The sequence below is a fragment of the Bradyrhizobium sp. UFLA05-108 genome, assembly GCF_059803455.1.
Map to the genome: position 1 here is coordinate 36,385 of NZ_JBANAZ010000041.1, position 13,770 is coordinate 50,154.

Below are 13,770 nucleotides of genomic sequence, written 5' to 3' on the forward strand. Positions count from 1 at the left end.
AGAAAAGCGCTCATGACAAATCAAAAACCCTATCGTCCCAATGTCGGGATCGCGCTGTTCAATGCCGACGGCCTGGTGCTGATCGGCCATCGCTTCCGCGGTGACGGCCCCGAGATCATCCTGCCTGGCCTCGACTGGCAGATGCCGCAAGGCGGCGTCGACGAAGGCGAGAACCTGCACGATGCTGCCATGCGCGAGCTCTGGGAAGAGACCAGCGTCAAGAGTGCCGAATACCTCGGCGAGACCGACTGGCTCGCTTACGAATTTCCGCCCTATGACGGACCGCAAACGCATCGCCTGGCGAAATTCCGCGGCCAGCGGCAAAAATGGTTTGCGCTGCGTTTCACGGGGCGTGATGAGGAGATCGATCCGCTGACGCCGCGCAACGGCCAGCCCGCGGAATTCGACGCCTGGCGCTGGGAGCGTCTCGACCGTGTCGCCGATCTCGTGGTGCCGTTCCGCCGCGAGGTTTATCGCGCCGTGGCGCAGCAGTTCACACGCTTTGCGTCCCGCTAGTTCGGTCCCACCGTGAACGGGCCGATGGCGATGACGTGGCAATCGCTGTCGCGCTTGGCGCAATCGGCGAGCGCCGTATTGACGGCGCCCTGCTCGTCACTGGCTTTCAGGCCGAGGCCCGGACGTCCCGTGGTGCCGACGGCCACCGCGTTCCAGCCCCCCGCATCGCCAAGCTTGCGCACGACGTCATCGCGCGCGTCAGCCGCGATCGAGGCATTGCCTGCGGCGTGGAAGAACCCGGTGACCTTGAACAGGCTCGGAATCGGCACGACGAAATTGTCGTCGACCGCGACGATCATGCAGGCGGCACCGGCGATCGCGCCGCAGGATTCCAGTGCGCGCCGCGTCGCCTCGTCGGGCGACGACGCGCCGATATTCATGAAATACTGACCGCCGCCAGGGCCGAGCGCGAGCGCCCGCGACTTGGCCGCCGGGGCGAACATGGTCTCGAGCCGTTGCTTGCCGGGATCGCGCATCAGCGGCACGTCCTTCGACGTGAATGCACGCTCGGTCATTGCGTCATGCCGCATGAAGGGCTGCGGCGGCATCGGCGGCTTGCCGTGCGCATAGACCACGTTGTTGCCGACCGCGTAGATCTCGCAGCGGCGCGGCGATTGCGCGGTATCGGCCCGCTTCTGGCACTGTTCGATGGCGGCGTTTCGTGCGGCGTCCTCGCTCGGCTGATTGAGCGCCGCGCCGGTGAAGCCGGCAATGTTCAAGGCGAACGCTTTGTAGTCGGGCGCCGGCCCGTATTCGTTGCCGAGATAGCCACGGACACGGTCGCTGACGAACGGGACGATGTCGGCCGGAAACTTGGCGGCTGCTGAGGCAACCGGCGGCGACGGGGCCGGACTTGGTGAGGCTGCTGCGGTCGCGGTCGGGGTTGTTGTCGGGGTCGCAGTCGGCGCGCTTGCGGCTGCCTTTGCCGCCAGGCTGGCCGACGGCGCCGCGCTGGTCGGCGTGGCAGCTGTACTTGGCACCGCGCTCGAGGTCGCAACCGCCATCGACGACTGCTCCAGCTTGGTGAAATAGAGAAAGCCCGCGACGCCGATCGCGACGATGGAGACCACCGCGACCACCAGAGGCCACATCCAGTTCGGCGTCGGAGCGGCCTTCGCGCCCGGCTTCTTGACCTGCGGCGTCGAATAACTTCCGTCCTCGCGGCGCATCGCGACCATGTAGGCGTGCACGGGGGTCGGAATGTTCTTGACCTCCTGCGCGCCGATATCGGCGAACTGCACCGAGAGCTTGTTGGCGACCTGCTCGTGCACGGCGCGCGAGACGCAGATGCCGCCGACTTCGGCGAGCCCTTCGAGGCGCGCGGCGATGTTGACGCCGTCGCCCAAGAGATCGCCGTCACGCTCGACCACGTCGCCAATGGTGATGCCGATGCGGAACGACATCTGCCGGCTCGGCGGGTAGGCCATGTTGCGGGTCCGCAAGGACTCCTGGATGTCGATCGCGCAGCGCACCGCATCCACTGCACTCGGAAATTCCGCGAGAACGGCATCGCCGGCGGTGTTGAAGATACGCCCGCCGGCTTTGGCGATGAAATCGTCGACGACCGCCCGATAGGACGCCAGACGCCGCAGCGTCTCCTCTTCGTCTTCCGCGACCAGCCTGGAATAGCCGGCAATATCGGCTGCGAAGATCGCCGCGATCTTGCGTTTCATCTGCACCAGCCCCGGAACTCCAATTGCAGCGGCAGAATGCCGTTATCCAAGACGCGGTGCAATAAGGTTTCAGCGCCCGTCACTTCGATGACGAGCGCTGAATTCATTCAGAAATTTTTGTGCGAGCCCCGGAGCGGTGCCCCGGGGCTTAGTGCATCGCCGTCGTGTTGAGCTGATGCTGGATGCTCTTGTAGTGGTCGAGGCGCGCGATCGCGAGATCGAGTTCACCGCCTTCCTTCTCCGAGAGCTTCTCCTGCATCTGCGTGATGGTATCGGCGAACTGCGCCCGGTCGAGCTCGTCGATCGAGGTGGCGACGTCGGCGAGGACCGTCAGGCGATTGTCGGAGACTTCGGCGAGACCACCGGTCACGATGACCTTCTGCTTCTGGCCGCCGGCGATGATGGTCAGGATGCCCGGTCGCACCGCAGCCACGACGGGCGCATGTCCGGCGAGCACGCCGAAATCACCTTCCCAGCCGGGAATGTCGACCTGATCGACCTCGCCGGAGAAGGCGAGCTTTTCGGGAGAGACGAGATCGAAGTGGAAGGTGGCCATGATGTTTCCGCTTGCTTCGGTTGTCACCCGCGGGCTTGACCCGCGGGTCCATCCATCAAAGTTCTCTTTCGATGGATCGCCGGGTTGTTAGGTTGAAGACGCGCTTCGCGCTTTTGCCCGGCGATGACGAGTTGAGACGGCTTAGGCCGCTTCAGCGGCCAGCTTCTTGCCCTTCTCGACCGCCTCTTCGATGGTGCCGACCATGTAGAAGGCGGCTTCCGGGAGGTGGTCGTACTTGCCTTCGCAGAGGCCGCGGAAGCCCTTGATGGTGTCCGCGAGGTCGACGAACTTGCCGGGCGAGCCGGTGAAGACTTCGGCGACGTGGAACGGCTGCGACAGGAAGCGCTCGATCTTGCGGGCGCGGGCCACCGTCAGCTTGTCCTCTTCCGAAAGCTCGTCCATGCCGAGAATGGCGATGATGTCCTGGAGCGACTTGTAACGCTGCAGCACCTGCTGGACCTGGCGAGCGGTGTCGTAGTGCTCCTGCCCGACGACGAGCGGCGAGAGCATGCGCGAGGTCGAGTCGAGCGGGTCCACCGCCGGGTAGATGCCCTTTTCCGAGATCGCGCGCGACAGCACGGTGGTCGCGTCAAGATGCGCGAACGAGGTTGCGGGCGCCGGATCGGTCAAGTCGTCGGCCGGCACGTAAATGGCCTGCACCGAGGTGATCGAGCCCTTCTGCGTGGTGGTGATGCGCTCCTGCAGCGCGCCCATGTCGGTGGCGAGCGTCGGCTGATAACCCACCGCCGAAGGAATACGGCCAAGCAGCGCCGACACTTCCGAGCCGGCCTGGGTGAAGCGGAAGATGTTGTCGACGAAGAACAGCACGTCCTGGCCCTGGTCGCGGAAGTGCTCGGCGACGGTCAGACCGGTGAGGCCGACGCGGGCACGCGCGCCCGGCGGCTCGTTCATCTGGCCGAACACCAGCGCGCACTTCGACTTCACGCTCGGATCCGGATTGTGCGGATCGGCGTTGACCTTGGATTCGATGAACTCGTGATAGAGGTCGTTGCCCTCGCGGGTGCGCTCGCCGACGCCGGCGAACACGGAGTAACCACCGTGCGCCTTGGCGACGTTGTTGATCAGCTCCTGAATCAGCACGGTCTTGCCGACGCCGGCGCCGCCGAACAGGCCGATCTTGCCGCCCTTCGCGTACGGAGCAAGCAGATCGACGACCTTGATACCAGTGACGAGAATTTCAGCTTCCGTCGACTGGTCGGTATAGGTCGGCGCTTCCTGATGGATCGCGCGAATGCCCTCGGCCTTGATGGGACCAGCTTCGTCGATCGGCTCGCCGATGACGTTCATGATGCGGCCCAGCGTGCCGTCACCCACGGGAACCGAGATCGGCTGACCGGTGTCGGTCACTTCCTGACCGCGCACCAGACCTTCGGTGGCGTCCATCGCGATCGTGCGGACGGTCGATTCGCCGAGGTGCTGCGCGACTTCCAGCACCAGGCGGTTGTTGCCGTTCTTGGTCTCCAGCGAGTTGAGAATGGCCGGCAGGTGGCCTTCGAACTGCACGTCGACAACGGCGCCCATGACCTGGGTGACGCGACCGATCTGGGTGGCTGCTGTAGCCATTTACTGTCTCCTTCGATCCGAATTTCGCTTCCGGTCAGACTGCTTCTGCGCCGGAGATGATTTCGATGAGTTCCTTGGTGATCTGAGCCTGACGCGTGCGGTTGTAGACCAGCGTCTGCTTGCGGATCATTTCGCCGGCGTTGCGGGTGGCGTTGTCCATCGCCGACATCTGCGCGCCATAGAACGAAGCGTTGTTCTCGAGCAGCGCGCGGAAGACCTGCACCGCAAGATTGCGCGGCAGGAGGCGGGTGAGGATCTCGTCCTCTTCCGGCTCGTATTCGTAGGACGTCGTGCTGGCGCCGGCGGCGGGCTCCTCGACGACCAGCGGGATCACCTGCTGGGCGGTCGGGATCTGTGCAATCACCGACTTGAATTGCGAGTAGAACAGCGTGCAGACGTCGAACTCGCCGGCCTCGAAGCGCGCCAGCACCTTCTTGGCGATATCCTCGGCGTTGACGAAGCCGAGCTGGCGGACAGCGCGAAGATCCAGGTGCTCGACGATCTGCTTGTCGAACAGGCGACGGAGCTGCTCATAGCCCTTGCGACCGACGCAAAAGAATTTGACTTCCTTGCCCTCGTTCTGGAGGGCCAACGCGCGCTCGCGCGCCAGACGCACGATCGAGGAGTTGAATGCGCCCGACAGGCCGCGCTCGCCGGTGCAGACCAGGAGCAGGTGGACCTGATCCTTGCCGGTGCCCGTGAGCAGCGCAGGCGCGCCGGGCGAGCCCGCCGCGGCGCTGGCGATATTGGCGATCACGGCAGACATCTTGTCCGCATAGGGCCGCGCCGCTTCGGCGGCACTCTGGGCGCGGCGCAGCTTCGACGCCGCCACCATCTGCATGGCCTTGGTGATCTTCTGCGTCGCCTTGGTGGAGGCGATGCGGACCCGCATGTCTTTGAGAGACGCCATTCTTCGTTCACCCCGACGGTCCGACTTCTAGTCCAACCGCAACCCTATCCATTCGTCATGCCCGGGCTTGTCCCGGCCATCCACGTCTTGCTCTCCACGCGGAAGCGCGTGGATGGCCGGGACAAGCCCGGCCATGACGGCTTTTTGTTAGGCGAAGGACTTCGCGAAGCCTTCGACCACGCCTTTCAGCTTGGCCGCCGTGTCGTCCGAGAGGTCACGGCTGTCGCGGATCGCATTGAGGATCTCGACGTTCTTGCCGCGCAGCAGCGACAACAGGCCGTCCTCGAACGCCCGCACCTTGTTGATCGGCAGCGGATCGAGATAGCCGTTGGTGCCGGCCCAGATCACGCAGACCTGCTCTTCCATCTTCAGCGGCGAGAACTGCGGCTGCTTCAGAAGCTCGGTCAGGCGCGAGCCGCGGTTGAGCAGGCGCTGGGTCGAGGCGTCGAGGTCGGAGCCGAACTGCGCGAACGCCGCCATTTCGCGGTATTGCGCGAGCTCGCCCTTGATCTTGCCGGCGACCTTCTTGGTGGCCTTGGTCTGCGCCGAAGAGCCGACGCGCGACACCGACAGACCGACGTTCACCGCGGGGCGGATGCCCTGGAAGAACAGATCGGTTTCCAGGAAGATCTGGCCGTCGGTGATCGAGATGACGTTGGTCGGAATGTAGGCCGACACGTCGTTGGCCTGGGTTTCGATGACCGGCAGCGCCGTCAGCGAGCCCGAGCCCTGGTCCTTGTTGAGCTTCGCCGCGCGCTCGAGCAGGCGGGAGTGCAGGTAGAACACGTCGCCCGGATAGGCTTCGCGGCCCGGCGGGCGGCGCAGCAGCAGCGACATCTGGCGGTAGGCGACGGCCTGCTTGGACAGATCGTCATAGATGATGACGGCGTGCATGCCGTTGTCGCGGAAGTACTCGCCCATGGTGCAGCCGGTGAAGGGGGCGATGTACTGCATTGGCGCCGGATCGGAGGCGGTGGCGGCGACGACGATCGAATATTCCAGCGCTCCCTGCTCTTCCAGCACCTTCACGAACTGGGCGACGGTCGAACGCTTCTGGCCGATCGCGACGTAGACGCAGTAGAGCTTGATGTTCTCGTCGGGCTGCGCGTTGAGCGGTTTCTGGTTCAGGATGGTGTCGAGCGCGATCGCGGTCTTGCCGGTCTGGCGGTCGCCGATGATCAGCTCGCGCTGGCCGCGGCCAATCGGGATCAGGGCATCGATCGCCTTGAGGCCGGTCGCCATCGGCTCGCTCACCGACTTGCGCGGAATGATGCCGGGCGCCTTGACGTCGACGCGCATGCGCTTGTCGGCCTGGATCGGACCCTTGCCGTCGATGGGATTGCCGAGCGCGTCGACGACGCGGCCGAGCAGACCCTTGCCGACCGGCGCGTCCACGATGGCGCGGGTGCGCTTGACGGTCTGGCCTTCCTTGATCTCGCGGTCGGCGCCGAAAATCACGATACCGACGTTGTCGGTTTCGAGGTTCAGCGCCATGCCGCGGGTGCCGTTCTCGAACTCAACCATTTCACCGGCCTGGACGTTGTCCAGACCATAGACGCGGGCGATACCGTCGCCGACGGACAGCACCTGTCCGACTTCGGAGACTTCAGCTTCCTGGCCGAAATTCTTGATCTGGTCCTTGAGGATCGCGGAAATTTCCGCGGCGCGGATGTCCATCAGCCTGCCTCTTTCATCGCGTGCTTGATCGAATTGAGTTTGGTGCGAAGCGAACTATCGATCATTCGGCTGCCAAGCTTGACGACGAGGCCACCGATGATCGAGGGATCGACTTTCACGTTGAGCGCGACGTCCTTGCCGGTCACCGATTTGAGGGCGGCCTTGAGGGCGTCGAGATTCTTGTCCGAGAGCGGCTCCGCGACGGTCACGTCGGCAGAGGCCTCACCTTTATATTTGGCGACCAGCGCGCCGTAGGCGCGGATGACGTCGGCCACCGCGAACAGCCGGCGGTTGGCGGTCAGCACCTTGAGGAAATTGGCGGAAATGCCTGATATGCCGGCCTTGTCCAGCACCGCGGACAGCGCCTTGGACTGGCTGTCTGCCGAGAACACCGGGCTGCGGACGAGGCGCTTCAGATCGGCGCTGTCGTTGAGCATGGTGCCGAACCGGTCGAGATCGGCTTTGACCGCATCGACCACATTCTGGTCGCGGGCCAGTTCAAACAAGGCCGTTGCATAACGGCCGGACACACCTGAAACGGACGTATCTTCTGCAGCCACAGACGCGCTCTTTATAGCTGTCAAACTCGCAAGGGAAAAACCGTCGCCACGAAGCGGCGCCTAGCGATCCAAGCCCTTGGAATTCAAGCGGGACTTCGATTTTCGACCGACACAGGGAAGTGCCGGGCTCGTTAAAATCGCGGCTTTGCTAACATAGCAGGGGCGCAGGTGCAACATGACGCCAAATTAAAGGCTGCGGCTCTCCGTCCCTGCTGTGGGCACGGTCACAGCGCGCCACCCGGCACCACGCCACCATCCTGCACCCACCCAAAAGGGGTCGCCCGGTCGGTCCGACAGGAATTAGTTCCTGCCTTTTTCGCATACCGGCCATGAACACAGCTCGCAGAGACGTGAGGTCGGTCGCCGCCGCTTCACTTGGTCAATTACTTATCAAATTCTCAACGCGTCGGTTGAAAACTTGGCTTTACAGTATTTACAAGTAATCGTTTGGTTAACCAATCGTTAAAGGCGGCGATAACAAAATATCCGACGAAAATCCGATCGGATAACAAGATGTCTCATCCGGACACATGACGAAATTACTGCCCAATTCATGCCGCATTGCGACGTGAAACGCGCAATCGCTCACAAACTGATGGGGGCTCCACTAGCCACATATGTGGCAATACTAGCGTAGGGACCAATAAATGTTGTCATTGAACACGGGGTGCGCAACCCGACCGCGGACGGCGATCGCTTTCGTCGCTGCCACTCTCGTCATCGGTGGAACTGCCACCGAAGCTTCCGCCAAATCCCGGCATCACCATTATCGGCACCACCACCATCACGAGGCCAGCACCAGCGACACGTCCAATACGGGTTCCTGGATGAACGCCAACGCCTCCGTGGCGCCCTCTTCGGGTTCCGGCCACACATTCTCGGGCATGGCCTCCTATTACGGCAATGAGTCCGGCAGCCGCACAGCGTCGGGCGCACGCTTCAACCAGAACGCCATGACCGCGGCGCACCGTTCGCTGCCGTTCGGCACCAAGGTGCGCGTCACCCATGGCGGCCAGAGCGTCATCGTCACCATCAATGACCGTGGCCCGTTCGTTCGCGGCCGTGTCCTCGACCTCTCTACCGGTGCTGCCCGCGCCATCGGCCTGACCGGCGCCGGCGTCGGCCGCGTAACCGCCGAGGTCGTCTCGTAACATTCGACGCGCGAAGCGCGCGAAAAACAGCCCGCCGTCTTGGGGGACGGCGGGCTTTTTCTTTTGCTGTCACTGCGAGCGCAGCTGCCGCCTCACCCTCCGCAGTCATTCCCCGCGAAAGCGGGGAATCCAGTACGCCGCGACCTATCGATTGAACAATTGCTGCTTCGGAATACTGGATCGCCCGATCAAGTCGGGCGATGACAGTTGAGCATGCTGCGCCCGCAACGACGGGAATGGAGTCGCGCGCGTCGCTACAAAAAGCTCTGCGGGTCGACGTCGGTCTCGAGCTTGAGATTGCCTTTCGGCTTCGGCGCCACGGCAAGCCAGTTGCGCAAATAGTCCGAGAGATCGAAGCCGCGCGCGGATTTCACCAGGATCCGGAAACGGTAACGGCCCTTGATCACGGCGAGCGGCGCTTCCGCAGGTCCCAGCACCTTCACGCGTTCGTCGCGCGGCGCCACCGCAACGAGCCGGCGCGCAAATCCTTCCGCACTCGGGCGGTCGCCGGCGGAAATGATCAGGCCCGCGAGCCGCCCGAACGGCGGGTAGAGCGTGCGCTCTCGCAGCTCGATCTCGCTGTTGTAGAACGCCTCGCGATCGCAGGCGATCAGCGCCTTCATCACGGGATGCTCGGGCTGATGGGTCTGGAGATAGCCGACGCCACGGCCCTGCTCGCGGCCGGCACGGCCGATCACCTGGTTGAGCAACTGCCAGGTACGCTCGGCTGCGCGCGGATCGCCGTTGGAAAGGCCGAGATCCGCATCGACGACGCCGACCAGATTGAGCCGCGGAAAATTGTGGCCTTTTGCCACGAGCTGCGTGCCGATGATGATATCGACACGGCCCTCGGCAATGTCGTTCAGCTCCGAGCGCATGGTCTCGATCGAGGTGATGAGATCGCTCGACAGCACCATGGTGCGGGCTTGCGGAAACAGCGACGCCGCCTCCTCCTGCAAGCGCTCGACGCCGGGCCCGACCGCGACCAGCGATTCCTCGGCCGCGCAATGCGGGCAGACGTTCGGCCGCGGCATCGAGAAACCACAGTGATGGCAGACCAGCCGCTGGCGGAATCTGTGATCGACCAGCCAGGCATCGCAGATCGTGCAGGAAAAGCGATGGCCGCAGGCGCGGCATAGCGTCAGCGGCGCGTAGCCGCGGCGATTGAGGAACAACAGCGCCTGCTCGCGCCGCTCGATCGCGGCCTTCATCTCGCCGGCGAGCCGCGGCGAGATGAAGCGGCCGCGCGCCGGCTGCTCGCGGCGCAAATCGATCGCCTCGATATGCGGCATGTGCTGGCCGCCGAAGCGCGAGGGCAGCGCGATGCGCTGGTAGCGTCCCTTGCGCGCGTTGACCTCGGATTCGACCGACGGCGTCGCAGAGGCCAGCACGATCGGAATTTTTGCGATATGCGCCCGCACCACCGCCATGTCGCGGGCGTGATAATGCACGCCGTCATCCTGCTTGTAGGCCTGGTCGTGCTCTTCATCGACGACGATGAGGCCGAGATTGGCGTAGGGCAGAAACAGCGCCGAGCGCGCGCCGACCACGACCGGCGCGCTGCCTTCCGAGATCGCCGCCCAGTTGCGCGCGCGGGTGCGCGGGGTGAGCTCCGAATGCCATTCCAGCGGTCGCACGCCAAACCGTTGCGCGAAGCGGTCGAGGAACTGGCCGGTGAGCGCGATCTCCGGCATCAGGATCAGCGACTGCTTGCCGCGGCGGATGGTCTCGGCGACCGCCTCGAAATAGACCTCGGTCTTGCCGGAGCCGGTGACGCCATCGAGGAGGGCGACATGAAAGGTGCCGTTGGCCGCGAGCGCGCGCATCGCATCGACCGCGGCGCGCTGGAGGTGCGTGAATTCCGGCTGTCCGTAGGCGGGATCAGGCGCCGGGGGCGGAGGCGGCGGCGGCAACGGCTCGACCGTCAGCGTGCCTTCGTCGACCAAGCCGTCGATCACCCCGGCCGAAACACCTGCCTCCTTCACGACATCGGATTTGCCGTGCAGCAGACGGTCCGACAACACCTCGATCACACGCTGCCGCGCCGGCGTCAGGCGCCTTGGCGGATCGCCGACCAGCCGCACGCCGGCGCGCGTCCGCTCGGGCCCGAGATTTTCGCCCATGCGCAGGCACATGCGCAAAACCATGCCGCGCGGACCGAGCGTGTAGTTGGCGACCCAGTCGACCAGCGCGCGCAGCTCGCCCTTGAGCGGCGAAACGTCGAGCTTCTCGCTGACGTCCTTCAGACGGTTGTGCAGGCGCGGATCCGGATTGGCGTTCTCCGCCCACACCACCGCCAGCACCTCGCGCGGGCCGAGCGGCACACTGAGGAGATCGCCCGCCTTCAACTCCATGCCGCGCGGCACGCGGTAGGAATAGGTCTGGTCGAGCGCGACCGGCACCAGCACGTCGACCATGCGGGTCGAAATGGCCTGGGGAGCGGTCGTGCTGCGCGACGAATGATCCATGGACGGAGAATCGGAACCTAAAGGCCTTGAAGCTAGCGCCGTGGGGCGGCCTTAGCGAACAGTAAACGGGTGTGATGCGATATACTGAGCGGAACCATTACGTCCAGAGCGCATGAGCAAAGCGGCCGCCCCGAAAATCGAGCTCGCCAGCGCCGATCCTGACATCGCGCAGGAGATGATGCGCTGGCTGTCGCATCTCGGCGCCGAGCGGCGGCTGTCGCCGAAGACGCTGGAGGCCTATTCCCGTGACCTCAGGCAGTGCCTGGATTTCCTCTGCACGCATTGGGGCGAGCGCGTGACGCTGAAGCGCTTCGCCGCGCTCGAGGCCAGCGACATCAGGGCCTTCATGGCGATGCGCCGCGCCGACGACGTCGCCGGCCGCTCCCTGATGCGCGCGCTTGCAGGCCTGCGTTCGTTCGGCCGCTTCCTGGAGCGCGAAGGCAAGGGCAAGGTCGGTGCGCTCTCGGCGATCCGCGCGCCGAAGGTGGCCAAGAGCCTGCCGAAGCCGCTGCCGATGGTTTCAGCCAAACGCGTCACTGACGCCGACGAGCGCGCCGGCGAAGAGCGCGAGACCTGGATCCTGGTGCGCGACGCCGCCGTGATGGCTCTCTTGTACGGCTCGGGCCTGCGCATCTCGGAAGCTCTGGGGCTGAAGCGACGCGACGTGCCGCGCCCCGGCGAAGGCGATGTGCTCGTCGTCACCGGCAAGGGCAACAAGACGCGCATGGTGCCGGTGCTGCAAAATGTGCTGGCGCTGGTCGCCGAATATGTCGCGATGTGCCCGCATCCGCTTGCAGCCGAAGGACCGATCTTCGTCGGCGCGCGCGGCGGGCCGCTGAGCCCGCGCATCATCCAGCTCGCGATGGAGCGACTACGCGGCGCACTTGGCCTGCCCGACAGCGCCACGCCACATGCGCTGCGGCATTCCTTTGCCACGCATCTTCTGTCACGCGGCGGCGACTTGCGCGCGATCCAGGAATTGCTCGGCCATTCCTCGCTGTCGACCACGCAGATCTATACCGGCATCGATTCCGAACGGCTGCTCGAAGTCTACGCCAGCGCACATCCGCGGCGCTGAGCATTTATTTCTGATTATTTCCAAGCAGCCTTGTTCGTCGAAATGCGGCATTGCGACAACAGATGCACAAAAGTCACATCAGCCCGTCACACTTGGCTTGATGGACAAGATTTAAGGTTACGCCTTGTGGTGGAATGCTACGTTCCGTAGCTGACGGTGGTGCCGGCACGTTCTGGCCGCCGCTGCAGTGATGGGGCGTTCAATGAAGAACAAAAACTCTCCTGTGGTCATCGTGGGACTCCTGGCCGGCCTTGCCGTGCTGATGCCGAGCAGCGCTTACGCCTATCTGGATCCCGGCACGGGCGCCTTCGCCGTACAAGGGCTGATCGCCGGCATTGCCGGTGGCATCATCGCCGTCCGCTCCTATGGAAAGCGGATCCTGGGCTTCTTCGCCCGCTCCAAGACACCGCCGGAGGTTTGGTCCAACGGATCCCCCGACCGTGATGCGTGATCCAGGCTCGTTCCGCGATCCCTCCGGATATATCTTCTCGTCAGGCGATCGCATCTTTCGCGCGGTCAATGACGAGGCCCATCGAAATTTCCTGCTCCTGAAATCGTCCGGCGCCTACGACGACCTGATCGAGAAGGGATGGATTATCGGAGCCGAGGAAGTCAGCCCCGACGAGGCTGCGGCGAACAAGCCCCCCGGAGCTTGGCATCTTCTGGAGCATCCAAGACTTCCGTTCGTCTCCTACCCCTATGAATGGCCGTTCGCGCTGCTCAAGCGCGCTGCGCTGTTGCATCTCGACATTCATTTGCGCGCGCTCGAGTTCGATCTCACGCTCTCGGATGCGAGCGCCTACAATGTTCAGTTCTTCGGCGTCAGGCCCGTGTTCATCGATATTCCGTCCTTCGTGCCGTACCGGAACGGCGACTACTGGATCGGCCAGCGCCAATTCGTCGAGCAGTTCGTCAACCCGCTGCTGCTGCGCGCCCTGTTCGGCATCTCGCACAACGCATGGTATCGCGGCGCTCTGGAAGGCATCCCGACCAGCGAGATCGTCGCGCTGATCAGTTGGCCGAAGCGCTGGCTGGCGCCCGATGTGCTGACCAACATCACGCTGCCCGAGCTGTTGCAACGGCGCGCGCGGCGACGCGCAGACGGTCCCTCGCGCGAGGGGAAGCCGTTGCCCAAGGCCGCGCTGCAAATGGTGCTGCGGCGCCTGCGCGGCTGGGTCGCCGGCCTTGTCCCGAAAGACGTCGGGCCCACCGAGTGGCAGCAATATGAGAGTGCGAACACATCGTATGCGGACGACGAGGAGGACGGGAAGCAGGAATTCATCGGCTGCTTCTCGCGCCGGCATGCTCCGCTGCACGCATGGGATGTCGGCTGCAACACGGGCCGGTATTCGCAATCGCTGCTCCAGAACCAGACGCGCTCGGTCATCGGGCTCGACGCCGACCTCAATGCGCTGGAATCCGCGGTCCTACGCGCGACCGACGCCGGCCTATCCTTCCTGCCGCTCTTCAGCGACGCGGCGAATCCCAGCCCCGGCCAGGGCTGGGCGGAGACCGAACGATCGGGCCTGACGTCGCGACGCGGCGCGGACGCGGTGATCGCGCTTGCCATCGTGCATCAATGTGTATAAGAGACAGA

12 protein-coding genes are annotated in these 13,770 nt (G+C 64.3%); 5 read left to right on the forward strand and 7 right to left on the reverse strand.

Features of this window, described 5'->3' with window-relative positions:
- Window positions 1-12: 12 nt before the first annotated feature.
- Window positions 13-516: an RNA pyrophosphohydrolase gene (locus SO140_RS27215; RefSeq protein WP_449380604.1), complete on the forward strand. Its 504-nt coding sequence runs from the start codon at window positions 13-15 to the stop codon at window positions 514-516.
- Here SO140_RS27215 and SO140_RS27220 read toward each other — a convergent pair.
- From SO140_RS27220 to SO140_RS27245, 6 genes are all read right to left on the reverse strand, one after another.
- A complete protein-coding gene (locus SO140_RS27220; RefSeq protein ID WP_449380603.1) occupies window positions 513-2,189 on the reverse strand; it encodes an adenylate/guanylate cyclase domain-containing protein in 1,677 nt (558 codons plus the stop codon). The two genes, SO140_RS27215 and SO140_RS27220, sit on opposite strands and share 4 nt — an antisense overlap.
- Window positions 2,190-2,337: 148 nt before the next feature.
- Window positions 2,338-2,745: a F0F1 ATP synthase subunit epsilon gene (locus SO140_RS27225; protein WP_449380602.1), complete on the reverse strand. Its 408-nt coding sequence runs from the start codon at window positions 2,743-2,745 to the stop codon at window positions 2,338-2,340.
- A gap of 141 nt (window positions 2,746-2,886) precedes the next feature.
- On the reverse strand, window positions 2,887-4,329 hold the full coding sequence (atpD, locus tag SO140_RS27230) for a F0F1 ATP synthase subunit beta (protein ID WP_284272803.1): 1,443 nt from the start codon (window positions 4,327-4,329) through the stop codon (window positions 2,887-2,889).
- A gap of 34 nt (window positions 4,330-4,363) precedes the next feature.
- Entirely contained in the window at window positions 4,364-5,239 is an 876-nt protein-coding gene (locus tag SO140_RS27235; protein WP_449380601.1) for a F0F1 ATP synthase subunit gamma, read from the reverse strand.
- 147 nt (window positions 5,240-5,386) lie between these two features.
- Window positions 5,387-6,916, reverse strand: a complete 1,530-nt coding sequence (gene atpA, locus SO140_RS27240; RefSeq protein WP_449380600.1) for a F0F1 ATP synthase subunit alpha — start codon at window positions 6,914-6,916, stop codon at window positions 5,387-5,389.
- A complete protein-coding gene (locus tag SO140_RS27245; RefSeq protein ID WP_449380599.1) occupies window positions 6,916-7,476 on the reverse strand; it encodes a F0F1 ATP synthase subunit delta in 561 nt (186 codons plus the stop codon). Before SO140_RS27245 ends, atpA begins: the two co-directional genes overlap by 1 nt.
- A gap of 647 nt (window positions 7,477-8,123) precedes the next feature.
- Between SO140_RS27245 and SO140_RS27250 the strand changes: the two genes are divergently transcribed.
- Window positions 8,124-8,627, forward strand: a complete 504-nt coding sequence (locus SO140_RS27250; RefSeq protein WP_449380598.1) for a septal ring lytic transglycosylase RlpA family protein — start codon at window positions 8,124-8,126, stop codon at window positions 8,625-8,627.
- 254 nt (window positions 8,628-8,881) lie between these two features.
- Here SO140_RS27250 and SO140_RS27255 read toward each other — a convergent pair whose 3' ends face one another.
- Window positions 8,882-11,095, reverse strand: coding sequence for a primosomal protein N' (locus SO140_RS27255; protein WP_449380597.1), 2,214 nt, complete (start codon window positions 11,093-11,095; stop codon window positions 8,882-8,884).
- Between the two features lie 112 nt (window positions 11,096-11,207).
- On the opposite strand from SO140_RS27255, the gene SO140_RS27260 reads away from it, so the two are divergent.
- The 3 genes from SO140_RS27260 to SO140_RS27270 all read left to right on the forward strand — a co-directional run bounded on the left by SO140_RS27260 (window position 11,208) and on the right by SO140_RS27270 (window position 13,762).
- Complete coding sequence (locus SO140_RS27260) at window positions 11,208-12,173, forward strand: tyrosine recombinase XerC (protein ID WP_449380596.1); 966 nt, start codon at window positions 11,208-11,210, stop codon at window positions 12,171-12,173.
- A gap of 202 nt (window positions 12,174-12,375) precedes the next feature.
- Complete coding sequence (locus SO140_RS27265) at window positions 12,376-12,624, forward strand: hypothetical protein (protein ID WP_474800074.1); 249 nt, start codon at window positions 12,376-12,378, stop codon at window positions 12,622-12,624.
- Complete coding sequence (locus SO140_RS27270) at window positions 12,614-13,762, forward strand: class I SAM-dependent methyltransferase (protein WP_498543436.1); 1,149 nt, start codon at window positions 12,614-12,616, stop codon at window positions 13,760-13,762. The genes SO140_RS27265 and SO140_RS27270 overlap by 11 nt, the downstream gene beginning before the upstream one ends.
- The last annotated feature ends 8 nt before the right edge of the window (window positions 13,763-13,770 follow it).